This is a genomic window from Pseudoduganella sp. GW821-FHT11H04, from assembly GCF_058807935.1.
This window is the reverse complement of the sequence record NZ_JBXARE010000015.1, coordinates 90,953-114,651: the sequence shown is the minus strand read 5'-3', so window position 1 is coordinate 114,651 and position 23,699 is coordinate 90,953. Positions and strand designations below refer to the sequence as shown.

Sequence of the window (23,699 nt, the reverse complement as noted above, 5' to 3'; positions counted from 1 at the left end):
CATGCTGCGGTTACATAATTTAACCAAAAGTTACTCTAACGAGCGGCGCGTCCTGGACCGCCTGAGCTGGAATTTCGAGCCTGGAGAATTCGTCGCCATCATGGGCGACTCTGGCGTGGGCAAGTCCACCTTGCTCAATCTGATTGCCGGCCTTGACCAGCCAGATCCCAGCGAGCAACCAACTATCATCATTAACGGTACTCCGCTCGCTTCGCTCGACGACGATTCCGCCACCCGCCTGCGCCGCGCGCGCATGGGTTTCATTTTTCAAGCCTTCCATGTGCTGCCGCATCTCACCTTGCAGCAGAACGTGGCCCTGCCATTGCTGCTGAATGGCTTGCCACAAGGGCGCGAGCTTGAAATGCTTGATGCCGTTGGCCTTGGCGGCCGCGGCCGCGATTACCCCCATCAACTTTCCGGCGGCGAGATGCAACGGGTTGCCATTGCCCGTGCCTTGGTGCACCGCCCGGCCCTGGTTCTGGCGGACGAGCCGACCGGCAACCTAGATCCCGATACAGCAAATTCCATACTGCAACTGTTGCATCAGGAACTCAAATCGAGCGGCGCAACGACCATCATGGTCACCCATTCCCCCGCCGCCGCTGCGCAAGCCGACAAAGTGCTGCGCCTCACCAAAAGTGGCCTCGAAGTTACAACACTCGTCAACCCTGCCGCGCAATAAAACCCATTATTTTTCTCACAAATTCTTTCATTTTTTTGTAACCGGAGTATTATTTAATTAACTTGCTTGGTTATTAAGACAACGTGCAAGTCTGCTTTTTCTATCCACGTAGTGAACAACGTAAAGGAGGAGCAAATGAGCGTCAGGCAGAAGAAACTCGAACTAATCGAGGCAATGAACCGGGCACGAGCACTGGAACCATCCAGTTTCGTACCAAACAAGCTGCTAGACACGCTAATTGAGAAGATGCACCTCAAGAATGACGCGGAGCTTTGCCGGGTGCTGGAAGTGCAACCACCTATTATTAGCAAGATCCGTCACCGCAAGCTGGCAGTCGGGGCCACCATCCTGCTGCGCATGCATGAGAAATCTGAGCTTTCTATCCGTGAGCTTAAAGAACTATCGAATGCCTCAGTACACTGAGCTCGGTTCGCACTGAGATAAGATGCCTGGCGCCGGCATCGCATTCACCGGCGCCATTACCGCCTTTATTCCTCCAGCCTTTCCCGCAATCTCTTCAGCGTAGACCTGAACACCGCCGGCCTGTCGAAGGCACGCGCCAGCACCAGTGCGCCCTGGATTCCGCCCACGACTTCCTCCGCCAGCGCGGTCGCCTGCTTGCCTTTATGGCCGCTGCGCACCAGCGCTGAGGCCAGCGCCTCGATCCATTCCTCAAAGTAATCTCGCACGGCGACGGCGAAACGGTCGCGCTCATTGCCTAGCGCGAACACGCCCACCAAACACACGCGTTGCCCGGACAGGAAATAACGCTCCACCTCAGCAAACATGGTGGCGATGCCCTGCTCAGCATCCGCACTTTCACGCAGCGGCTCGAACACGTGAAGACGGAACCATTGCTCGATTTCGGCCAGCACGGCGGCCGCCATCTCATCCTTCCCGCCGGGGAAGAAGTGGTAGATGCTGCCCTTGCCCAACTTTGTCCCTTCGGTGATGCGGGACAGGCTGGCGCCCTCAAAGCCATAAGTGCGGAAGACTTCCCCCACCAGCGGGATCACGTCTTCCCGTTCTGCGACAACGCGTGCCATGGCTTAGAACCCCAGCTCAGTCAGGCCGGGATGGTCGTCCGGACGCGGGCCGCTGCGGTCCCAAAAGAATTTACGCTCTTCCGGCTTGATGGTGTGCTCGTTGATGCTGGCATGGCGGTGGTGCATCAAGCCGTTGTCGTCGAACTCCCAGTTCTCATTGCCGTAAGCACGGTGCCACTGGCCGGAATCGTCGCGGTATTCGTAGGCGAAGCGCACGCCGATGCGGTTGCCGTCATGCGCCCACAACTCCTTGATCAGGCGGTAATCGAGCTCGCGCGTCCACTTGCGCTGAAGGAAAGCGACGATGGCGGCGCGGCCTTGCACAAACTCGCCGCGGTTGCGCCACCAGCTGTCCTCGGTGTATGCCAGGGAAACTTTTTCAGGATCGCGGGTATTCCAGCCGTTTTCGGCCAGGCGGACTTTTTCAATGGCGCTCTCGCGGGTGAAGGGTGGTACAGGTGGTCGTATAGACATGATTTATCCTTTAAGTGTACCAATCGGATCACAATTTACCGATCGGTACAGGAAAATATAGCACACTGTACTCCTTTGTCCAGTCCAGGACTGTGCTGCCCCAGGCCATCCCTGCGCCGATAAGCTGTGCTTTATGGATACCGATCTCATAGACACCCGCGGCAGGCCGCTGAAGGATTTGCGCCTGTCCGTCATCGACCAGTGCAACTTCCGCTGCCCTTACTGCATGCCGAAGGAAAGCTATGGCCCCGACTACCCTTTTCTGTCCGCCAGCGAGCGCCTTTCGCTCGACGAGCTGGAACGCGTGGCGCGGGGTTTTGTGGAATTGGGCGTGGAGAAGATCCGGCTGACTGGCGGCGAACCGCTGCTGCGCAAGGATTTGCCGCAGCTGATCGAGCGCCTGGCCTCCATGCGCACGCTCAGTGGGCAGCCGCTGGACCTGGCGCTCACCACCAACGGCGCCCTGCTGGCTGCGAAGGCGCAGGCGCTGAAGGATGCGGGACTGCGGCGCGTTACCGTCAGCCTCGATGCGCTGGACGACAAGCTGGCAGGCCGCATGAATGGAGTCGGCTTCCCCGTGGCGAACATCCTGGAAGGGATCGCAGCCGCGCAGCGCGTCGGCCTGGCGCCGCTGAAAGTGAATGCAGTGATCGAGCGCGGCGTGAACGACAGCCAGATCCTGCCACTCGTTGAGCACTTCCGCCACACCGGCGTGGAGCTGCGCCTCATCGAATACATGGATGTGGGCGGCGCGCAGTACTGGAATCCTGAGAAGGTGCTCGATGCCACGGCCATGCGCACCGTGGTACAGAACCGTTACCCTTTGCTGCCGGACAGTGAGCCGCGCGGCCACGCCACGGCCGGCATATGGCGCCATGCGGATGGCGCGGGCAGCGTGGGCTTCGTGGCCAGCGTGTCGCAACCTTTCTGCGGCGATTGCACGCGCGCCCGGGTGACGGCGGACGGCAAGATGTACCTTTGCCTGTTCGCCCAGGATGGCGCCGATTTGCGCCCTGTACTGGGCGCGGGGCAGCAAGCGGCGCTGGCACAGCGCATCCGCACATTGTGGCAAGCACGCGGCGACCGCTACTCCGAGCAGCGCAGTCCCGCCGAACGGCGGCACCGCGTAGTGCGCATGTCACTGGTTGGTGGCTAGTTTGGCGACGATCTTGCCCAGCGTGCGCAAGGACTCCTCGATTTCCTTCGACCAGGGATAGCTGAAATTCAGGCGTATGCAGTTGGCGTACGTACCGCGTACCGAAAACATATGTCCCGGGCCGACGGTGATCTTGTGTTCCAGCGCTTTTGAGTACAACTGCATGGCGTCCACCCCGCGCGGCAGTTCGACCCACAGCACATAGCCACCCTGCGGTTCCGATACGCGGGTCCCCGCCGGGAAGAAGCGCTGCACAGCGGACGCCATCATGCGCGCCCTTTCCTCATAGCCCTTGCGCACCTTGCGCAGGTGGCGGTCGTAGCCGTCGTTCTGCAGGTAGCCGGCAATGGCCAGCTGCGGCAGCGAGGCCGTGGTCAGCGTGTTCAGAAATTTGAGCTTTTCGACTTGTGCCGTGTAGCGGCCCGGCAGCGCCCAGCCGATGCGGTAGTTCGCTGTCAGGCTCTTGGAAAACGATGAGCAGTACAGCACCAGGCCCTTTGTGTCATAGGTCTTCAGCGACGTCGGATGGCTGTCGCCGTAATACAGCTCGCTGTACACGTCGTTCTCGATCACCGGGATATCGTGCTGCGCCAGCAAATCCACCAGTTCGCGTTTGCGCTCGTCCGGCATCTGGAAGCCCAGCGGGTTCTGGAAGTTGGGCATAACCATGACAGCCGCGATCTTCTGCTGCGCCAGTGCCGCACGCAGCGCTTCGATGCTGAGGCCATCGCGCGGATCGGTCGGCAGCTCCAGCGCACGCATGCCCAGGCGTTCGATGGCGTGCAGCATGGCGTAGAAGGTCGGCGACTCCACGGCGATGACGTCGCCCGGCTTGGCAACTGCTTGCAAGCACAAGTTGATCGCCTCGGTGGCGCCGACGGTGATGATGATTTCGGACGGATCTACCGCCAGTCCATTCTCCATGTGGCGGCGCGCGATCTGCCGTATCAGCTGAGGATTCCCCGGCGGCAGGTCGTCGATCACGCTCCAGTGCTGGCTGCGTCGCGCAATGGCGTTGGCGTACTGGCTGATGCGCGGCCAGGGAAACGGCGCCGGATCGGGATAAGGCGAGCCAAGCGGCACCGCGCCCTCGCTGCGGATGGTGCGCAGCGTGGACAGCACCAGCCGGCTCACATCGACTTCCGACGATAACTCCAGCGGGGCGGCCTGTGCCGAGGCGGACGCGCGGGCGTTGGCGCGCGGCCGGGCCCGCACGAAATGGCCGGATTGCGGGCGGCTTTCGATCACCCCTTTGCTCTCCAGAAGCGAATAGGCGCGCAGCACGGTGCTCACGCTCAGGCCGCGCCGCTGGCTGGTCTGGCGCACGGACGGCAGCTTTTCGCCTTCCAGCAGCACGCCGCGCTGTACCTGCGATTCGATATCGGCCGCCAGGTTTTCATAGAGGTTCATGCAAACCAGTATAGCGCAGCACTGTACTGCTCTACGACCGCCAATTCTGTACCCGCCACAGGGACGCCCCAGGAACGACACTGGTGCTACCCCTCGAAAGGAGTCAATCAACATGGCAAAACCAGAGAACGAAGGCCACATCGCCCCCTATCCCAATCCCGCCGGCGGCTGGGGCGCGCTGAAATATGTGGCCGTGAACCTGTACCGCGAGCGCGTCACCGCGGGCAACCTGCGCACCCTGTTCGCGCAGAACCAGCAGGACGGCTTTGACTGTCCCGGCTGCGCCTGGCCCGACCGCAAGCACACATCCACCTTCGAATTCTGCGAAAACGGCGTCAAGGCCGTGGCGGCGGAGGCAACCAGCAAGCGCGTCACGCCTGAATTCTTCGCCGCGCATACCGTGACCGAGCTGCTGGAACAGACCGACTACGAGCTGGAACAGCATGGCCGCCTGACCAAGCCAATGCGCTACGACGCCGCCACCGACAAGTACTTCCCGGTCGAATGGAATGAAGCCTTTGCCCTGGTGGCGGAACACCTGAACGCCCTGCCCGACGCCAACCAGGCGGCCTTCTACACCTCCGGCCGCGCCAGCAACGAAGCCGCCTTCCTTTACCAGTTGTTTGCCCGTATGTACGGGACCAACAACTTCCCCGACTGCTCGAATATGTGCCACGAAGCCACCAGCCGCGGCCTGCCGCAGACGGTCGGCATCGGCAAGGGCACGGTCACGCTGGACGACTTTGAACTGGCCGACACGATCCTGGTCTTCGGCCAGAACCCGGCCACCAACCACCCGCGCATGATGGGTGAACTGCGCCATGCCGCCAAGCGCGGCGCCGCCATCGTGTCGATCAATCCTTTGAAGGAACGCGGCCTGCAGTGTTTCCAGGATCCGCAAAGCCCGATCGAAATGGCGACCAACTCCGCCACCCGCATCAGCTCCATGTTCGTGCAGCCGCGCCTGGGCGGCGATTTCGCCCTGATCAAGGCCATGGCCAAACGCCTGGTGGAACTGGACGACGAGGCACTGGCGGCTGGCCAACCGCGCCTGCTGGACACCGACTTCATCGCCAGCCACACGCTCGGCTTCCACGACTTCGCACGCGACCTGCGCGACGAGAGCTGGCCGGTGCTGGTCGAGGAATCCGGCGTGCCACGCGAGCAGATCGAGCGCCTGTCCCTCCTGTATGCGCATAGCGAGCGGGTGATCGCATGCTGGGGCATGGGCCTGACGCAGCACAAGCACTCTGTGCCGACCATCCAGATGCTGTCCAACCTGATGATGATGCGCGGGAATATCGGCCGTGACGGCGCAGGCCTGTGCCCCGTGCGCGGCCACTCCAATGTGCAAGGCGACCGCACCGTCGGCATCGAGGAACAGCCTACCCAGGCTTTCCTCGACCGCCTGCAACAGGTCTTCGGCTTCGAGCCGCCGCGCCACCATGGCTACGATGTAGTGTCCACTATCCAGGCCATGCTCGATGGGCGCGTCAAGGTATTCATTGGCCTGGGCGGCAACTTCGCACAAGCCACGCCAGATACGCCGCGCACCTGGGAAGGCTTGCGCAAGTGCGAACTGACCGTGCACATCGCCACCAAGCTTAATCGCAGCCACCTGATCCACGGCCGCGACGCCCTGATCCTGCCGACACTGGGCCGCACCGAAGTCGACCTGCAGCAAGGGGTGGCACAAGGCGTCACCGTGGAAGATTCCATGAGCATGGTGCACATTTCCTTCGGTATCAACGAGCCCGCATCGCCGCAGCTGCGGTCGGAAATCGCCATCGTGGCCGGCATGGCCGAAGCAACCCTGGGCAAGGCAGGCTATGACTGGCCGGGCCGCACCGCCAACTATGCCGCTATCCGCGACGACATCGAAAAAGTCTTCGATGACTTCTACGACTACAACGCACGCGTTGCCGTGCCGGGTGGCTTCCACCTGAAGGTTGCCTCGCGTGAGCGAGAGTGGGCAACGCCAAGTGCCAAGGCCCAGTTCATCCCGCACGCCGTGGACCGCGACACGCCGATCCACCGTGCCCGCGCCACGCACGGCAAGCGCCTGCTGACGATGATGACTACGCGCTCGCACGACCAGTACAACACCACCATCTACGGCCTGGACGACCGCTACCGCGGCGTATTCGGCCTGCGCCGCGTGGTGTTCATCAATGCGCAGGACCTGGAAATGCTCGGCCTGAAGGACGGCCAGCGCGTCGACATTACCAGCGTGTGGGACGACGGCATCGAACGCCGCGCCGACGACTTCCTGCTGGTGGCTTACGACATTCCGCGCGGCTGCGTCGGCGCCTACTACCCGGAGACCAATCCGCTGGTGCCTTTGTCCAGCGTAGCCGACGGTGCAGGCACGCCAACCTCGAAATCGATCCCGGTGCTGCTGCATCCGGCCAAAGGGGAACATCATGCATGAAGCGACTCTATTGCTGTCGCGCGCGCAGTTCGCGTTGACGGCCATCTTCCACATCTTGTGGCCCATCCTGACCATCAGCTTGTCAGCCTTCATCCTGACCATGGAGGTGATGTGGCTGCGCCGGGGCGAAGTGATCTACTACCACCACGTGCGCTACTGGAGCAAGCTGCTGGTGCTGAACTTCGCGGTCGGCGTGGTCAGCGGCCTGCCGATGGAATTCCAGTTCGGCACCAACTGGGCGCCCTTCTCCCGCTTCACCGGCTCCTTTATCGGCAATATCCTCGGTTTCGAGGGCGCCATGGCCTTCATGCTGGAGGCCGGCTTCATCGGCGTGATGCTGTGGGGCTGGGGCAAGGTGCCGCGCAAGATGCACCTCTTTGCAACCGCCATGGTGGCGCTCGGATCGACCGTTTCCTCTTTCTGGATCATGGTCGCCAATTCCTGGATGCAGACTCCGGCCGGCATTATCATTGAAAACGGCCGCGCTGTCGTAATTAACTACGTGGCCGCCATCTTCAACCCGTCGATGTTCCAGAGCGTGGCCCATATGTGGCTCGGCGCCATGGAGACCGGCTTGTGCGTGGTGGCGGGCATCTCGGCCTGGCACCTGTACCGCCGCCGCAATCCAGACTTCTTTGCCCGCTCCTTCCGCGTCGCGCTCTCTGCCCTGCTGGTGGTGGCACCGCTGCAAGTGCTGGTGGGTGACGCCAGCGGCGCCGCCCTGTTCGAGCTGCAACCGGCCAAGGGCGCAGCCATCGAGGGCCACTGGGAAACCAATGCAGACGGCGCCGGAGCGCCATGGTCGCTGCTTGCCTGGCCGAATGCCAAGGAGCAGCGCAATGACTGGTCCATCGAAGTGCCTGCGGTATTGAGCGTGCTTGCCACGCACAACACCAACGGCAAGGTCACCGGCTTGCGCGACATCCCGCAAGAAAACCAGCCGCCTGCAATTCCGCTGCTGTATTACGCCTTCCGCGTGATGGCTGGTATCGGCGTGCTGCTGGCAGCGCTGGGCATCTGGACCGTGTGGTCGCTGCGCGGCACCGCTGGCCGCCTGACGGCGCTGCTGTCCCGCCGGAAGCTGCTGCTGGCCTGGGCTCTGTGCATCCCCCTGCCTTACATTGCCGTCGAATGCGGCTGGATCGTGCGCGAAGTGGGCCGCCAGCCATGGGCCGTGTACGGCATGCTGCGCACGGGCGACGCTGCTTCCTCGGTGGCTGCTGGCGCAGTGTGGTCGAGCATTGCGATGTTCCTACTGTTCTACACGGTGCTGCTGGCCGCGTTCACGATCTTTGTCCGTAAATGGCTGCTTGCGGGTCCCGACCTGCTGCAACAGCCTCCAAAGGAGTAAATCATGCATGACATCCTGACGACGGCCTGGTTTGGGCTTATGGGCCTGATGCTGGCCATTTATGTCGTGACCGACGGCTTCGACCTGGGCGTAGGCATCCTAAGCCTGATCACCGAACGCGAAGAGGACCGCGACCAGATCTACACTTCCATCGGCCACGTGTGGGACGCCAACGAAACCTGGCTGGTAGTTCTCGGCGGCGCCATGTTCGGCGCCTTCCCCCTGGCCTACGCCATGCTGATGGAGCAGCTGTATCCCTTCATTATGCTGCTGGTGGCCTGCCTGATCATGCGCGGCGCGTCCATCGAGTTCCGCCACGCCGCCGACCGTAAGCGCGGCTGGGACGTGGCGTTTGGCCTTGGCAGTCTTGGCTGCGCCATTTGCCAGGGCGTTGTGCTGGGCAAGGTCATTACAGGCCTGGCTCCGGGCGGCACGGCGGCTGGCTTCACGGCCCTGTGCGCGGCTGGCGTGGTGGCAGGCTATGTCCTGCTGGGCGCGACCTACCTGGTTAAGAAGGCGCACGGCCGGCTGGTGGTCACGGCGCGCCGCCATGCCGTCACCAGCCTGCTTGCGACGGTCGGCGCGGCCATCGTCCTGTCGGCCGGCACCCTGTTCTCCAGCGAGATCGGGCATGACCGCTGGATGGAACCTGGCGTGCTGGCTATCCTGGCACCCCTGGCCCTGCTGGCAGCGTTTGCGGCGGCCTATGTGTTGTATGCGCTCCACATTGGCGCCAGCTACGGCCCCTTCCGCGGCGCCATTGGCCTGTTCCTCGCCTCCTTCGCCGGCCTGGCGGTCAGCCTGTTCCCGAATGTCGTGCCGGGACGCCTGACGCTGGCGCAGGCAGCTTCGGACAGCGCCACCATGGCCTTCATGCTGTGCGGGATAGCGCTGATTTTCCCCATCATGGTGGGCTACAATCTGTATCAGTATTACGTCTTCCGTGGCCGGGTGGGCCACCATTGAACGATGATCATACGACCAAGCGATAACTGGTTTCGCATGCTGCTCACGTGGCATGGCTCCGTGCTGCCCGCCATCCTGCCCCAACTGGGGCTGATGCTGGCGGTCAGCATGGTGGCCCTGCTCGGGAAGCGCGTGCCTCTCGAAACGGCGCCGTTCTCCCTGCTTGGCGTGAGCCTGGCGATTTTCCTCGCCTTCCGCAACAACGCCAGCTACCAGCGCTACCTGGAAGCGCGCCAGCATTGGGGTCACATCCTCATTGCCGGCCGCAACCTGGTTTCGCAGGTGCAGGCCTACCTGCCCGCCACGCGTCACGACAGCCTGCTGTGCGCGCGGCGCGTCATCACCTTCGCCCACCTGCTGCGCCACCAGCTACGCGGCAGCTCGCCGCAGGCCGATGTCGAACGCCTGCTCGGTGCGCAGGCCGCGTCGGCCCTGCAGCAGCACACATACCGTCCTGTCGCCATATTGCACGATATGCGCTGCGCACTACGCGACGCCGAAGCGCCGGCGCAAACCCTGTGGATGCTGGATGCACAGGTGAACGGCCTGGCCGAAGCGGTTGGCGGCTGCGAACGCATTGCCAGTACACCCATCCCCTACCCGTACGCCGTGCTGCTGCACCGGACCATATACGTGTACTGCTTCCTGCTGCCTTTCGGCCTGGTGCATGCCATTGGCGCTGCGACGCCGGTGATTTCGGTCTTCGTGGCTTACACGCTGTTTGCGCTGGAAGCGATTGCGCAGGAGATCGGCGATCCATTCGGCGATGCACCGAACAGCCTCGCGCTGGAGGCGATGTGCCGCACCATCGAACGCTCGGTGCTCGACCTGTGCGGTGAACCCTTACCGCCCGAACTCCCGGTCGGCAAGGATTTCCGTATCAATTGAGGTGGGAAACGAAGTTGCAAGGCTTGTGGCGGTGGTCCAGCTGTTCGGCAAGGATGCCGTCCCAAGCCAGCTTGCAAGCGCCCGTGGAACCGGGCAGGCAGAAGATCAAGGTGCCGTTGGCGAAACCCGCCAGCGAGCGGGCTTGCAGCGACGAGCTGCCGATGTCGTCATATGACAGCTGGCGCAGCAACTCGCCAAAGCCCGGGACTTCGCGGTCCAGCAGGGGCGTCACCGCTTCCGGCACCTCATTATTGGCAGCGAAGCCGGTGCCGCCGTTCATGATCACCACCTGCACTTCCGCGTCGGCGATACAGTCGCTTAGCACGCGGCGGATTTCATAACGCCCATCGGGGATGATGGCGCGCCGCACCAGCTGGTGGCCGGCGCCGAGCAGGCGCTCCGCCAGCAGGTCGCCGGAAGTGTCGTCGGCCGCCGTACGGCGGTTGCTGACTGTGAAAACAGCGCAACGCAGGCTCATTCCACACCTCCCGTATATTCAACAAAACCGTCGGCGCGGCAGAAACTGGCCAGCTTCAGGCCCGCTTTACGTGCAATATCGATGGCCAGCGAGGTTGGCGCGGAAATCGTCGCCAGCATGGGAATGCCGACGCGAGCCGCCTTGCGTACCAGCTCGTAACTGGCGCGGCTGGAGAGGAAAACAAAGCCCTCCCCCAGGTCTGCGCGCAGCATGGCGAGATGGCCGACCAGCTTGTCCATGGCGTTGTGGCGCCCCACGTCTTCAAAGACGTATTGCACGGCGCCGTCCGGGGCGCACCATGCGGCTGCGTGGACACCGCCGGTCTGGCGCATCAACGCCTGGTGCTGGCCAAGTTCGCGCGCAGCACGGGCGATGGCCAGGGGGGAAATGGCATGCGCAGGACGCTCGAACCGCTCAGGCTCCAGGTCGAGCAGCTCCAGGCTTTCAATGCCGCAGACGCCGCAGCCTGTGCGGCCCGCCAGCGAACGGCGGCGCTCCTTAAGCTGCATGAAGGCGCCCTGGGCGATCGTCATCTGGACTTCCGCCGCGCCGGGCAGCACATGGACGTCGATATCGTAGATTTCGGCGCAGGAGCGCACGATGCCTTCCGTCAGCGCGAAGCCAACGGCAAGTTCTTCCAGGTCGCAGGGCGTGGCCATCATCACGGCATGGGATATGCCGTTGAAAACCAGTGCCACCGGCACTTCTTCCGCCACATGGTCGGTCGCTGCGATTTGCGCAGTCTTCCGGTGGCGCACAATGGCGCGCTCTTGATACCCAACGCGGGGGATTGCAATTTCGTCCAGCATGGTTCACCTCACTTTCCCCCACATGGTAGGAAAGGAGGTGCACCGCGCGCGTGCACAGTCAGGCACGCGCGGGAGGGGTACAGTTAGGCGGCCATATTGTAGTGACGGGCGTAGCGGCCATCCAGGTTCGCCAGCGGCATCATCACGAACAGGTCGGCGCTCTCGAAATCAGGATCCCAGGCCGGTGCGCCGCAAATCCAGGCGCCGGAACGCAGGTAGCCTTTCAGCAGGGCCGGCACTTGGGGCGCACGCGCCGCTTCCACCTTCTCCACTGGGAAAGGCAGGTGCGGAGTGACGCGGTATTCCATCGGGGCCAGGTGCTTGTGGCGCAGCTGTTCATAGACGGCGACGGCATTGTGGCCGCCATCGGCCAGGCTGATGCTGGCGCAGCCGATCAGGTATTCGCACTGGTGGCGGCGCATGTATTCGGCCAGGCCGGACCACAGCAGCATGATCACGCTGCCGCCGCGGTAATCCGGGTGGATGCAGGCGCGGCCCGCTTCCACGATACGGCCGCGCAGGTGCTTCAGGCGACCGAGGTCGAATTCGTTTTCAGAGTAGTGTCGGCCCAGCTTGCGGGCGCCGGCGGGGTTCAGCAGACGGTAGGTGCCGACCACTTTCAGGGTGGCGGAATCGCGCACGATCAGGTGATCGCAGGCGGCGTCGAATTCGTCGCAATCCAGGCCATCGGGTGTCGCCAGGGCGGTCAGTCCCTGGTTTTCGATAAAGACTTTATAGCGCAGGCGTTGGACTTCGCGCACTTCTTCCGGAGTGGCTGCCATGCTCAGTACCAGTCGCGGGGCTGGAGCCCGTTGTTCGGCGGTAGCAATCGTGGTTTGCATGCTTCGTCCTTTCTTGTAGTGACGAAGCCAGTTTGCTGCCCTATTGCTGCATGAACATGACAGTTTTGTGTCAAAAGCGTGACATTAAGCCTTCTTCGGACGACCAGTTTTCAGCTGTGGCAGGGAGGCCAGGACTTGCTTCAGCGTGGCCATGTCCAGGCGGCTGATCAGGGCGACGCCGATGCGCAGCAGTTCGGACTTTTTGACTTCCACCCCGTTCTTCAGGCAGGCCTTTTTCACCTGGCCCAGGACCGCGTACTCGGATTCAGGCATGGTGAAGCTGTCGCGCACCAGTTTTTCCTTGTGCGGCTTGGCTGGCTTTTCAGCTTTGGCGACTTTGGCTGGCTTGGCGGCAGGAGTCGGGGCTGGAGCGGCGGCTGGCTTTGCGGCGACGCGCTTGGCCGCTGGCTTGGCGGCAGGTTTGGCGGCGGGCTTCGGTGCGACCGGCTTCGCAGCGGCAGCTGGCTTGGCTGCGGCGGCAGGCTTGGCTGCGGCGGCAGGCTTGGCGGCAGGCGCGCGCTTCGCGGCAGGCTTGGCGACTGCTTTTGCAGCTGGCTTCGCGGCCGGCTTGGCGGCAGTCTTCGCGGCGGCCGGTTTGGCGGCGGTGGTTTTGGCTTTCGTTGCGTTCATGGACACTCCATAGCTGAATAATATAAACAGTATATACGATTATGCAACCGTTCGGACACTGAAATCCACGCCCACCTCGTCCCAGAACTCCTGCTCTTTCTCCATCCAATAGGACAAGGTCGGGTGGCTGGTCACGCAGTCGCGCTTCAGCTCAAGGTCGATGCGGTTCTTCATGCGCAGCCGCACGGCACGGTCATCAACCTCGATCCGGCAATGCATGAACAGGATCGCCAGCCGCAGCGCCACCACCGCCTTGGCGAAATCGCTGTCCGACAGGTATTCGCTGACCTTGCGCAGGTTGCCCTTCTGCGCCAGCACCAGGCGCCCCATCAGCTTCTGCTCGCGGGTGGTGAAGCCCGGCAGGTCGGCATTTTCGACCATATAAGCCGCGTGCTTGTGGTAGCCGGTCTGCGACACCACCAGCCCTACTTCGTGCAGCTGCGCACTCCACAGCAAGTGGCGCTGCAAGGCATCGGCAGCAGGCTTCATTTGCGCAAACAGCGCGGAAGCCGATTCCGCCACACGCCCGCCACGCGCGGCGTCGATATGGAAACGCGCCAGGAAATCGCTCACCGATTGTTCGCGCCGGTCGCGCCGGGTCGACCGCAGGAGCAAGTCCCACATCACGCCCATGCGCAGGCCCGCATCGATAGGCTCCAGCTTCTCGATACCCAGCTCCTGTACGACGCCGATCAGGATCGCCAGGCCGCCGATCACGGTACTTGCGCGATCCGGCCGCAAGCCCGGCATATCGATCTTGGAAACCTGCCCGAATTCGATAAAGCGCTTGCGCACCGCATTCAAGGCCGCCAGCGTGATGCCGTCGCCCAGCTTGTTCTTTTCAATGATTTCGCCAATGGCGCGAATGGTGCCGGAAGAGCCGTAAGCCCGCTTCCAGTACTCGGGATGGTAAGGCGGCGCCCCATCCTCGAAATGCGAGCGCGCCGACAGCACAGCCGCTTCGAAGGAGCGCGCATCGATCCGCCCGCCCACGAAAAAGGACAGGCTTTGCTTAACGCTGCCCACGCTGAAAGACTCAACCCGTTCGATATCCAGCCCACGGCCCAAAATCAATTCCGTCGAACCGCCCCCAATATCCACAACCAGGCGGCTTTCGTTCGGCTGGCCCAGCGCATTGGCCACGCCCATGTAAATCAGCCGCCCCTCTTCCTCGCCGGAGATGATCTCGATCGGGTAGCCGATGGCCTGTTCCAGCTGCGGCAGGAAGTCCCCCGCATTGCGCGCCTGGCGCAGGATGGCGGTGGCGACCACGCGCACGGCCTCGAACTTGTAGGCAGCCAGTGCAACGCGGAAATCCTTCAGGCAAAGCAGCGCACGCTGCAAGGCTTCATCGGTAAGGTTGCCGTTGACGTCAAGGCCGGCGGCGAGGCGGATTGGTTCGCGCATGCTGTTCAGCACGCGGATTTTCTCGCCATCGTACTGGCCGATGGAGAGTCTGAAACTGTTGGAGCCCAGGTCCACTGCGGCGTACATCGAGGATTCCATTTATATCGTTTATAACGAAAATGGTAGCACAGTACGCCATCAGTGTTACGCCGTCATGACAAAGCCTCGGCAGACAGGGGTTCCGGCGGCTGCGCCACCTGGTTTTCGCCGCGCACCTTGGCCGCCTGCAGGGCCTCGTCGGCGCGCTTGAACAGGCTCACGGTGCTGTCGTCGGCGCGGATGGTGGTGACACCCATGCTGGCCGTCAGTTTGATTACCGCACGCTCGGTCTTTACCGGCATGACTTCGATGGCTTTGCGGATACGCTCGGCCACCATCAGCGCGTCTTCCAGCCCCGTGCGCGGCAGCTGGATGGCGAATTCGGCGCCGCCCAGGCGGCCCATCAGGTCGGAATCACGCAACTGTTTCTTGCAGGTTTCGACCATGTTTTTCAAGGCCGCGTCGCCCGCCGCATGGCCATAGCTGTCGTTGACGCGCTTGAACTGGTCCAGGGAGAGGATGATCATGGCCGTCGGCTGGCCGGGGCGGCGCGCCAGCGCCATCCATGGCGCCAGGGCCTGATAGAAGCCGCGCCGGTTCGGCACGTCAGTCAGTGCATCGGTGGTTTCCAGCCGCGCCATTTCCGCCTGCAGGTGTTCGCGCGACAGCAAGAGGTAGCCGAAGGCGTTCACCAGCATCATGAGATAGAAGCCGCCAAAGCCGATCACCTGCATCAGGTTCGGGCCAACCCAGGACAAGCCATCCGGATAAGCCGCCGTCAGCAGGCCGCGCCCCACCACCACCAGCGCCAGCACGAACATGGCCACCACCAGGTAGCGGCGCAACATGCTGCCGCCCTGCCAGGCGCGCGCCAGCGCCAGCACGCCCGCCAGGAAAAAGAAGCCAACGAACAGCGAACCGACCGCGATGCGGACCGCAGGCGAGGCGTCAAGAATATGGAAGGCCAGCAGCGTGCCGGCTGCCACGGACAGGGCCGGATAGAGGTAGCCGCGCCAGCGCGGGCGGCCAAAGCCCTGCCACAGCGCGCCGGCATCGAGTGCAAATCCAGCCAGCAGCACGATATTGGCGAGCGGACCGGCCAGCAGCTCCGGCACCACGCCGCGGAAATACAACAGGAACCAACCGATCGCCTGGCATTGCTTGGCAATCGCCCAGGTCGACAGGGTCAGGGATTTCTTGCTTTCATACTCGAAAAAAAACAGCGCCGCGCATAAACTGAGATTGCCCAGCGCGAGGGCGAGAACCAGGGTATGGATATCCATCGTTCAGCGGCCGGGCCGCGCTCAGACTTCGTGTTCGACGTTGCTGCTGCCGTCGCCGATCTTGCTGGCCCAGGCTTTGGCGAAGAAGTCTTTTTCGTCTTCGGTCGGCATGTCGTGCCAGAACACGATCAGTGTGCCTTTGTGGTCATGCAGCTGGCTGACCTTTTCGATAAATTGCTGCTTGCCTGCATGGTCGGCCAATGCCGCAACATAGCCGTACACGCGGGTCAGGCGCTCGATACGGTCCGGTTCCGTGAAGCTGTTGGTCGCGGTAATGGTTGGATGGTCTAAGAACATTTATCGTCTCCAAGCTGCCTATGTTGGCAATGTACCTATAAAAGTTGCCGATGTAAATGCGAACGCCCGTAGCGCTGCTCATCCGGTACACTGGAACCCGGAGCCCGGCAGCTTATCAGATCATCACTCTTCATAACAAGTTGACAAAATGACTTCCATCCCAGACCGCCGCCCCCAGGTTCGCCGTCGCCGCGGCCGGCTGTCGCTGGAATTCACGCCCGGTGAAGTCCAGAGCCAGATGGACCCGGCCGACCCGGATGCGCTGGTGCTGGCCTATGCCCGGGCGATGATGTGCTTTGTCCTGTTCAAACCACATCCCGAACATATCGTGATGGTGGGCCTGGGCGGCGGCTCGCTGGCCAAATTCTGCTACCGCTACTTGCCGAAGACGCGCATCACCGTGCTCGAATTGCGCGCCGACGTGATCGCCCTGCGCGAACGTTTCGCCATCCCGCCGGACAACGAGCGCTTCCGCGTCATCCAGTGCGATGCCTCACAGTACATGAAAGAGTTGAAGGACAGCGCCGACGTGCTGCTGGTGGACGGCTTTGACGCCGACGGCCTGCCGAACGCGCTGTCCAGCGACCATTTCTATGCCGACTGCCGGCGCGCCCTGCGCCCGGACGGTGTGCTGGCCGCGAATGTTTTCAGCTACGATCCGAAATACCGCAGCGTGCTGGTGCGGCTGGCAAATGCCTTCCACGACCGCATCTGCCAGTTCACCGGCATCGCCGGCAACAACCACATCCTGTTTGCGATTCGTCCAGGACGCTCTCCCGGAGCCCCCGCCAGCGCCATGCAGCGCCGCGTAGCCGCCTGGGGCAGCCCGACGCCGGGTCTGGGTTTTGGCCTGGCGAACCGGCTGTTGGCAATTTACACCGTTGCCCGCCTGCGCAAGGGGAATTTGCAAGGAATTTAAGCATTCTTGCTCTACAGACAGAAGAACTGTGACAAACTAGCTTTTTTAAAGCGAAGGAAACCATGGCAGGTCGGCGCAGGAGACTATCGCACTACGGTGCAGCTGCACTGACGCTGGGCGCAGGCCTGGCGGCGACCGCCGTTCTCTTTGTCTCTGTCAGCGCCCTCGAATTCGGCAAGATGGAACTGGCCTTCCAGCAGCGCGCCAACGTGCGTGTGACCGCCATCAAGCGCGGACTGTCCGATGCGGTGGAAGTGCTGAATGTGATCAATGAGCTGTTCCGCACCGTGCAACCGGTCAGCCGCGAACAGTTCCACAGTTTCTCCGAACCGCTGCTGCAGCGCTACCCCTTCATCCAGGCGTTCAACTACCACCGAGTGCTGACCAATGACGAGCGTGCGGCCTTTGAGGCAGCAATGCAGGCGCGCACGCCCGGCTTCCAGATCACCGAACTGGCGCCGGACGGCAGCGCTTTCCCCGCGCCGGAACGCCCTTACTACAACGTGGTCGAATACCTGGAGCCGATGCTGGGCAACGAGCCGGCCCTGGGCCTGAACACCGGCCGCAATGTGCAGGTGCGTAACGCCATCGACCGCATCCTGAACACGGGCCGTCCCGCCGCCACCGAACAGCTGCAGCTGGCGCAAGATCCCGCCCAGCGCAACAGCTTCATCATGATCATGCCGGTGTACCGCCCCGGCATGCCGACCGGCACCCGCAACGAACGCCATACCGCATGGGTAGGCGACACCGCGGCTGTGATCCGAACGCCTTACCTGGTGCACACCATCCTGCAGCGCGACGGCCTGCTGGACGACCCGGACCTGGGCCTGAGCGTCTACGCCGGCGACCCGGCCGAGAGCAGCAGCCTGGCCTACCGCCTGGGGCCGGCGCCCACCAAGCGCAAGGAGCACTGGCTGCACCGCTGGTTTGATTTCGAATACCGCAGCACAGAAATGCGCAGCTTCGATGTGCTGGGCCGCTCCTGGCATATCCGCAGCGACGACCTGCCGCGCCCCTTCCTGGCCGATCACCTTGGCTCGCTCGGCACCCTGCTGGGCGGCCTGCTGTTCAGCGCCCTGGCCACGGCCCTGGTGCACACCCTGGTGCAACGTTCGCGCCGCGTGCAGTTGCTGGTCGATGCGCGCACCGCCGACTTGCAGCGTTCCAACCAGCGCCTGGCCGAAGACGTGGCGGCGCGCAAACGCACTGAACGCGCGCTGCAGGAATCCGAACACCGCTTCCGCCGCCTGCTGGCCCTTTCGTCCGACTGGTACTGGGAACAGGACACGCAATTCCGCTTCACCCACATCACCGGCGGATTCTTTGAAAAAGGCCATGTGTCAAAGGAGAATTTCCTCGGGCGCACGCGCTGGGAATGCACGCCGGAGCTGTACACCAGCAGCTCGGGCCGCGACCATATCAACAAGGTGCAGGCACGCCTGCCCTTTTCGAATTTCGAATACGCCATCGTTGGCTCCGACGGTGTGACGCGCTGGTTCAACACCAGCGGCGAACCGGTGTACGACGCCCAGGGCGAATTCAAGGGCTACCGCGGCACCGGCACCGAAATCACGGAGCGCAAGGAAGCGGAGCAGCGCATCCACCATATTGCGCACCACGACGTGCTGACCGGCCTGCCGAACCGCGTACTGCTGCAGGACCGCCTGCAGCAAGCCATCGCCTACGCCAACCGCAGCGGCCTGCCGATGTGGGTGGTGCTGATCGACCTTGACCGCTTCAAATTCGTCAACGACAGCCTGGGACATAAGGCCGGCGACCAGCTGCTGCAAACCGTGGCGGCCCGCCTGCAAGCGAGCGTACGCGAAAGCGATACGGTGGCCCGCCTGTCGGGCGACGAGTTCGTGGCCATCCTGAGCCAGTACCCGGACGAGCAGCTGTCGCCAGCCATCATCGAACGTGTGATGAAGGCGCTGGCGCAGCCGGTCATGCTGGAAGGGAAAGAGTTCTTCGTCACCTGCTCCATCGGCGTGGCGGTCTACGATGCCGACGGCATCCCGGCGCAGCACCTGATCGAACACGCCGACATCGCCATGTATTCGGCCAAAAAGCTGGGCCGCAACACCTTCCAGTTTTACCAGCCGGCGATGAACGACGAGGCCCAGGAACGGCTGCGCATCGAATCCGCCCTGCGCAACGCACTGGAACGCAACGAATTCGTGCTGCACTACCAGCCGCAGGTCGACCTTGAATCCGGCGCCATCGTCGGCATGGAAGCCCTGCTGCGCTGGCAGCATCCGGAATTGGGCATGGTGCCGCCTGCCCGCTTTATCAGCCTGGCGGAGGAAACCGGCTTGATCGTGCCGATCGGCGCCTGGGTTCTGCGCACCGCCTGCCAACAGGCGCGCGCCCTGCAGGATGCGGGTTTTGCCGGCCTGCGCATGGCGGTCAACCTCTCGGCGCGCCAGTTCGCGCAGCCGGAGCTGGTATCGATCATCGCCGCCGTGCTGGAAGAAACCGGCCTGCTGCCCGCCGCCCTGGAACTGGAACTGACCGAAAGCCTGTTCATGCACGACGTGGCGCAGGGCGTCCACCTGCTGCACGAACTGAAGTCCCTGGGCGTGGCGCTGTCGATCGACGATTTCGGCACGGGCTATTCCAGCCTGTCCTACCTGCGTAATTTCCCGATCGACGTGCTGAAAATCGACCGCTCCTTCGTGAACGATATCGCCACCGATGCCGATGATGCGGCCATCGTGGTGTCCGTGATCGCGCTCGCACACAACCTTGGCTTGCGTGTAATTGCGGAAGGGGTAGAATCTGAAGAGCAGCTGGGATTCCTGAGCCGCCATGGCTGCAACGAGATCCAGGGTTTTTATTTCAGCCGTCCGGTGGACGCTTCCGAAATTCGCCAGATGTTGCATGACGGCAAGCAACTCAGCACGCAATTAAACAGCGGCGAACCAAGCCGCCTTCGCGCCTGAAGGAGAGGAGAGTGAACATGAACAGCGTCGACCTGCATCGCCAGCAAGTTCGCACCGACCACCGTACGCGTGACATCGTCAACCAGGCCGTTGCCGCCCTGCCGGAAGTTGGTTTAAGGCGCGCCGCGGAATTCCTGTTCGCGATGGGTGTGCCGCATCCGATTGCGATGCGGACTTTGGTTTATCCGACCCAGCGCCGCCCGATGTAAACCCGGTAAACCTGGGTCCGACCCAAGGGTCAGACCCGCCTGCTCAAGCTTGCTTGGCAGCGGCGGCAACTTGTTGGCGCGCTGCCTTTCGGAGCTTGGCTTTTTCCCAGCGAGCGATCTGCTCCGGTGTCTGCGGCACCAATGGCGGCACGGCTTGCGGCTTGCGGTCCTGGCTCACCGCCACCATCGTAAAGTAGCAGCTGTTTGCATGGCGCACATGGCGCTTCTGGATGTCTTCCGCCACCACCCGAATCCCCACCTCCATCGAGCTGCTGCCGGTGTAATTGACCGAGGCCAGGAAAGTCACCAGTTCACCCACGTGGATAGGCTGCAGGAACATCACCTGGTCGACCGACAGCGTCACCACATAGCTGCCTGAATAGCGGCTGGCACAGGCATAGGCCACCCCGTCCAGCAATTTCAAAATAGCGCCCCCATGGACGTTGCCGGAGAAATTGGCCATATCGGGCGTCATCAAAACCGTCATCGACAGCTCGTGCGCCGACCAGTGCATCGTGTTTTCCATTGCCATGCCAGGGTAGTTATAGATGGCTATATGCTACCCGATGGCGCCGCAACGCGCTCATCGACATCGATAATACAGCCGCTCCATTCGCGTATGCCGCCCTGGTCGTTGAGCAGCGGGGTGGCGACCACGTTGACGCGCAGCCAGTCACCTTCGGGATCCTGCAAGCGCACCTCGGTTTCGCGGCCCGTCGCCGAACGTACGGCATCGCGCCACATGCCGCGCGCACGCGCCCGGTCATCGGGATGGATCGCCTCCAGCCATTCCTCGCCGCTGGTGCCGCCGGCATCTGTCTCCCAGCAAACCCGCGCTATGCCGCGCAGCAGATGATGCAGGCGCGATTCGCTCGCACGCAAGGCAGCCTGGGACCGCGCACGCTCGAACTCCACGCCGATGCGCGCTGCGGATTCGGCAAACAAGGCCACTTCCGCTGGCTCCCATTCGCGCGCCTCGGGCTGGCATGCGAGGAAGAAGCCCAGCCAGGCGTCGCCCTTATGGCAGACAGCCCCCATCAGCGCACCTGAGCCGCCTGCGAGCTGGGACAGCCCATCGTTGCCCGCGGCGCGTTTGATATCGCCCTGCACTGCGGGCTCGCCGGCACGCCAACGTGCCAGCACCGGGGCGCCGATGGCCTCCACTTCGCCCCGCCCTTGCAGTTCCGGCGAGTCGTCGGCATGCCCGGGCAGCATCTCGTAATAGTTGCCGTGGATAACGCCGTAAGCCAGCTGCGGCACGTCGAGCCGCTTGCCCAGCATGCCGCAGCCCAGCACCAGCAAGGCTTTTGGATCTGCCAAAGGCCGCAGGCTGTCGCCCAGACGCAGCAGGAATTCCTGGTCGGCGACCCTGGCGCGCACCTCGTCTTCAGCGAGGCGGCGGCGGCTGATGTCAACAAAAGTCAGGACCGCGCCGGCAACCTGGTCTTCGCTGGTGCGGTAAGGCCGCACGCGAACAATGTAATGCCTGCCGTCGCGCGCCCTTACCTCCCGCTCCTGCGGCTGCAGGCTGCCAAGCGTCGCATCCACGTCAGACTTCAATTGCGGGTAATCCAGGCGGTGCGTGATGTCGAGAAGATGGCGGCCAACGTCGCGCGGAATCAGGTTGAAGATGCCGGCCGCACGCGGGGTAAAACGCTTCACCGTCAGGTTGGAGCCGACGAAAATGGTTGCCAGGTCGGCCGCAGCAATTAAGTTGACCAGGTCGTCGTTCGCCCTTCCGGTATCGTGAAGGCGGGCCGTCAGTTCGGCGTTGACGGTGGTGAGTTCCTCGTTGTGCGACTGTAGCGCCTCGCAGCCGTTTTCCGCCTGCGCCAGCCGGGTGCATAGTTCGTCCGGAGACAGCAATTGCGGCAATGCTATGCCGGCGCCTGCCGGCGCGTGCGAGAAATTGACGTGGCGCGGCGTGGCCTGCGCCGGCGCTCGCTTGCTATTGCCAGCGACAATGCGCGCCAGATAAATCCTGTGCTCCTGGTCGACCACCGAGAACAGTTCCGGCACGGCGGCCGCGGTTTCCGCCCCGCCGAGGAAAAGGTAGCCGCCGCGACTGAGGCTGAAATGGAAGCGCTGCAGCACATGCCTTTGCATGGCGCGGTCAAGATAAATCATGAAGTTGCGGCAGGTGACCAGGTCAAGGCCCGAGAACGGCGGGTCGCGCAGCAGGTTGTGGCTGGCGAAGGTAATCATTTCCCGCAACGACTGGCGCACGCGATATTGCTTGCCGGTTCGCACAAAATTGCGCTCAAGGCTGTGCGGCGGAACCTCGTCCTGGATGGATTCGGGATAGATGCCTGCACGCGCGACGCCCAGCGCCTGTTCATCGATATCGGATGCAAAGATGTGAATGCTCGGTGGCTCGCTCATATCGCGCACGGCGTCGGACAGCAGCATCGCCAGCGAATAGGCCTCCTGGCCGGTGGAGCAGGCAGCGGCCCAGACCCGCAATTCGCCTTTGGCGCGCCCTTCCAGCAAGGATGGCAGGACCATGCCGCGCAGTTGTTCGAACGACGCCCGGTCGCGGAAGAATCCGGTCACGCCGATCAACAGGTCCTTCATCAACTTGCGCGCCTCGCCGCCGTCGTTCACCAGGAGCGTTCGATAGGAGACGATGTTCGGAACCCCGCGCAGGTGCAAACGCCGCTCCAGCCGGCGCAGGATGGTCGGGCGCTTATAGTGGCGGAAATCGTGTCCGGTGCTTCCATGGAGGATTTCGAGAACATCCTGCAAGGCCGCGTCCTCGGTATCCGGGCCTTCAGCCAGGAATGCGTCGTCGCTTTTGTACAGCATGAGCAGGCGGGCGGCAATATCGTCAGCCGGCAGGACGATATCGGCCTGGTTGGCCTTGATGGCCGCACCAGGCAAGGCGCCAAACTGAGCGTCCTGGGGCAGTTGGACGATCGTCGTGCCGCCCTGCTCGCGCAAAGCTGCCAGCCCCGCCGCAGCCATCCTGCCCCATGCCTGATAACAGCACGCCGGTGGCCACCTGCCGATGCGACAGGGCCAGGGAATGGAAGAAGTAATCGATGGCGCCAAGCGTGCTGTGGCCCGCATTAGCCTCATCGATAAAGAGAAAACTGTCCTCGACTTTCAGCAGCGTGCCTGGCGCAATCACGTAGACATGATTGACCTGCACCTCGGTCGGATGTTCCGTCACTTGCGACACCGGCATTTTGCAAAAGCGCTGCAAAACCTCGGCGCATTTGCTCGGGTGGTAAGGCAGCATGTGCAGGATAACGACGATGGAGAAGCCGGGTTTCTCCGGCAAACCCGGCAAAACACGCTCCAGCGCGGCCAGTCCTCCAGCCGACGCACCGATGCCAATTAGCGGGAACTTCACGCTGGCCATGCCCAGTTCAGCCTTCGCTTGCGAGATTGGCGAGTTCATCGTTTGATGCCTCCTGACCCATTGTAGCTACGCT

Annotated in this window: 23 protein-coding genes; 10 read left to right on the top strand and 13 right to left on the bottom strand. The window is 62.9% G+C overall.

Going from position 1 to position 23,699, the window contains the following annotated elements; translation table 11 throughout:
* Window position 1: 1 nt before the first annotated feature.
* Window positions 2-682, top strand: coding sequence for an ABC transporter ATP-binding protein (locus AC1RTP_RS24320; RefSeq protein ID WP_498611216.1), 681 nt, complete (start codon window positions 2-4; stop codon window positions 680-682).
* A gap of 135 nt (window positions 683-817) precedes the next feature.
* Window positions 818-1,105: a hypothetical protein gene (locus AC1RTP_RS24315; RefSeq protein ID WP_055934583.1), complete on the top strand. Its 288-nt coding sequence runs from the start codon at window positions 818-820 to the stop codon at window positions 1,103-1,105.
* A 65-nt stretch (window positions 1,106-1,170) separates the two neighbouring features.
* Here AC1RTP_RS24315 and AC1RTP_RS24310 read toward each other — a convergent pair whose 3' ends face one another.
* Both AC1RTP_RS24310 and AC1RTP_RS24305 read right to left on the bottom strand, forming a co-directional pair.
* The gene (locus AC1RTP_RS24310) at window positions 1,171-1,728 is read right to left on the bottom strand and encodes a TetR/AcrR family transcriptional regulator (protein ID WP_498611215.1); all 558 of its coding nucleotides are present in this window, start codon (window positions 1,726-1,728) and stop codon (window positions 1,171-1,173) included.
* Between the two features lie 3 nt (window positions 1,729-1,731).
* A complete protein-coding gene (locus AC1RTP_RS24305) occupies window positions 1,732-2,202 on the bottom strand; it encodes a nuclear transport factor 2 family protein (RefSeq protein WP_498611214.1) in 471 nt (156 codons plus the stop codon).
* Window positions 2,203-2,335: 133 nt separating this feature from the next.
* On the opposite strand from AC1RTP_RS24305, the gene moaA reads away from it, so the two are divergent.
* Complete coding sequence (gene moaA, locus AC1RTP_RS24300; RefSeq protein WP_498611213.1) at window positions 2,336-3,358, top strand: GTP 3',8-cyclase MoaA; 1,023 nt, start codon at window positions 2,336-2,338, stop codon at window positions 3,356-3,358.
* Here moaA and AC1RTP_RS24295 read toward each other — a convergent pair.
* The gene (locus AC1RTP_RS24295; RefSeq protein WP_498611212.1) at window positions 3,341-4,768 is read right to left on the bottom strand and encodes an aminotransferase-like domain-containing protein; all 1,428 of its coding nucleotides are present in this window, start codon (window positions 4,766-4,768) and stop codon (window positions 3,341-3,343) included. The genes moaA and AC1RTP_RS24295 overlap by 18 nt on opposite strands.
* Before the next feature lie 112 nt (window positions 4,769-4,880).
* Here AC1RTP_RS24295 and AC1RTP_RS24290 point away from each other — a divergent pair, with 112 nt between their 5' ends.
* Genes AC1RTP_RS24290 through AC1RTP_RS24275 form a run of 4 tightly spaced genes read left to right on the top strand, consistent with a single transcriptional unit; the run spans window position 4,881 to window position 10,404 of the window.
* Window positions 4,881-7,199 carry an FdhF/YdeP family oxidoreductase gene (locus AC1RTP_RS24290; protein WP_498611211.1) on the top strand — a complete coding sequence of 773 codons (2,319 nt, stop codon included), beginning with the start codon at window positions 4,881-4,883 and terminating at the stop codon, window positions 7,197-7,199.
* Window positions 7,192-8,550 carry a cytochrome ubiquinol oxidase subunit I gene (locus AC1RTP_RS24285; protein ID WP_498611210.1) on the top strand — a complete coding sequence of 453 codons (1,359 nt, stop codon included), beginning with the start codon at window positions 7,192-7,194 and terminating at the stop codon, window positions 8,548-8,550. The genes AC1RTP_RS24290 and AC1RTP_RS24285 overlap by 8 nt, the downstream gene beginning before the upstream one ends.
* 3 nt (window positions 8,551-8,553) lie before the next feature.
* Window positions 8,554-9,516, top strand: a complete 963-nt coding sequence (locus AC1RTP_RS24280; protein ID WP_498611209.1) for a cytochrome d ubiquinol oxidase subunit II — start codon at window positions 8,554-8,556, stop codon at window positions 9,514-9,516.
* Between the two features lie 3 nt (window positions 9,517-9,519).
* Window positions 9,520-10,404: a bestrophin family protein gene (locus AC1RTP_RS24275; RefSeq protein WP_498611208.1), complete on the top strand. Its 885-nt coding sequence runs from the start codon at window positions 9,520-9,522 to the stop codon at window positions 10,402-10,404.
* On the opposite strand, the gene moaB is transcribed toward AC1RTP_RS24275, so the two are convergent.
* The 7 genes from moaB to AC1RTP_RS24240 form a co-directional block, all read right to left on the bottom strand.
* The gene (gene moaB, locus AC1RTP_RS24270; RefSeq protein ID WP_498611207.1) at window positions 10,397-10,882 is read right to left on the bottom strand and encodes a molybdenum cofactor biosynthesis protein B; all 486 of its coding nucleotides are present in this window, start codon (window positions 10,880-10,882) and stop codon (window positions 10,397-10,399) included. The genes AC1RTP_RS24275 and moaB overlap by 8 nt on opposite strands.
* A complete protein-coding gene (fdhD, locus tag AC1RTP_RS24265; protein WP_498611206.1) occupies window positions 10,879-11,691 on the bottom strand; it encodes a formate dehydrogenase accessory sulfurtransferase FdhD in 813 nt (270 codons plus the stop codon). Before fdhD ends, moaB begins: the two co-directional genes overlap by 4 nt.
* An 83-nt stretch (window positions 11,692-11,774) precedes the next feature.
* Entirely contained in the window at window positions 11,775-12,533 is a 759-nt protein-coding gene (locus AC1RTP_RS24260) for a GNAT family N-acetyltransferase (protein ID WP_498611205.1), read from the bottom strand.
* Between the two features lie 84 nt (window positions 12,534-12,617).
* Window positions 12,618-13,163 (bottom strand): hypothetical protein, encoded by a 546-nt coding sequence (locus AC1RTP_RS24255; protein ID WP_498611204.1) that lies wholly within the window; start codon window positions 13,161-13,163, stop codon window positions 12,618-12,620.
* A gap of 39 nt (window positions 13,164-13,202) precedes the next feature.
* The gene (locus AC1RTP_RS24250; RefSeq protein ID WP_498611227.1) at window positions 13,203-14,657 is read right to left on the bottom strand and encodes a Ppx/GppA phosphatase family protein; all 1,455 of its coding nucleotides are present in this window, start codon (window positions 14,655-14,657) and stop codon (window positions 13,203-13,205) included.
* A 65-nt stretch (window positions 14,658-14,722) separates the two neighbouring features.
* Entirely contained in the window at window positions 14,723-15,892 is a 1,170-nt protein-coding gene (locus tag AC1RTP_RS24245; protein ID WP_498611203.1) for a GGDEF domain-containing protein, read from the bottom strand.
* A gap of 21 nt (window positions 15,893-15,913) precedes the next feature.
* Entirely contained in the window at window positions 15,914-16,189 is a 276-nt protein-coding gene (locus AC1RTP_RS24240) for a hypothetical protein (RefSeq protein WP_498611202.1), read from the bottom strand.
* 148 nt (window positions 16,190-16,337) lie between these two features.
* Between AC1RTP_RS24240 and AC1RTP_RS24235 the strand changes: the two genes are divergently transcribed.
* The 3 genes from AC1RTP_RS24235 (at window position 16,338) to AC1RTP_RS24225 (ending at window position 20,262) form a co-directional block, all read left to right on the top strand.
* Window positions 16,338-17,108, top strand: a complete 771-nt coding sequence (locus tag AC1RTP_RS24235; protein WP_498611201.1) for a spermine/spermidine synthase domain-containing protein — start codon at window positions 16,338-16,340, stop codon at window positions 17,106-17,108.
* A gap of 62 nt (window positions 17,109-17,170) precedes the next feature.
* Window positions 17,171-20,053: a bifunctional diguanylate cyclase/phosphodiesterase gene (locus AC1RTP_RS24230; RefSeq protein ID WP_498611200.1), complete on the top strand. Its 2,883-nt coding sequence runs from the start codon at window positions 17,171-17,173 to the stop codon at window positions 20,051-20,053.
* Window positions 20,054-20,070: 17 nt separating this feature from the next.
* The gene (locus AC1RTP_RS24225) at window positions 20,071-20,262 is read left to right on the top strand and encodes a hypothetical protein (RefSeq protein WP_498611199.1); all 192 of its coding nucleotides are present in this window, start codon (window positions 20,071-20,073) and stop codon (window positions 20,260-20,262) included.
* Between the two features lie 43 nt (window positions 20,263-20,305).
* Here AC1RTP_RS24225 and AC1RTP_RS24220 read toward each other — a convergent pair whose 3' ends face one another.
* The 3 genes from AC1RTP_RS24220 to AC1RTP_RS24210 are packed head-to-tail and all read right to left on the bottom strand — an operon-like array spanning window position 20,306 to window position 23,665.
* Window positions 20,306-20,788 carry an acyl-CoA thioesterase gene (locus AC1RTP_RS24220; RefSeq protein ID WP_498611198.1) on the bottom strand — a complete coding sequence of 161 codons (483 nt, stop codon included), beginning with the start codon at window positions 20,786-20,788 and terminating at the stop codon, window positions 20,306-20,308.
* Window positions 20,789-20,814: 26 nt separating this feature from the next.
* A complete protein-coding gene (locus AC1RTP_RS24215; RefSeq protein ID WP_498611226.1) occupies window positions 20,815-23,202 on the bottom strand; it encodes a CheR family methyltransferase in 2,388 nt (795 codons plus the stop codon).
* A complete protein-coding gene (locus AC1RTP_RS24210) occupies window positions 23,090-23,665 on the bottom strand; it encodes a chemotaxis protein CheB (protein WP_498611197.1) in 576 nt (191 codons plus the stop codon). The genes AC1RTP_RS24215 and AC1RTP_RS24210 overlap by 113 nt, the downstream gene beginning before the upstream one ends.
* Window positions 23,666-23,699 lie beyond the last annotated feature (34 nt).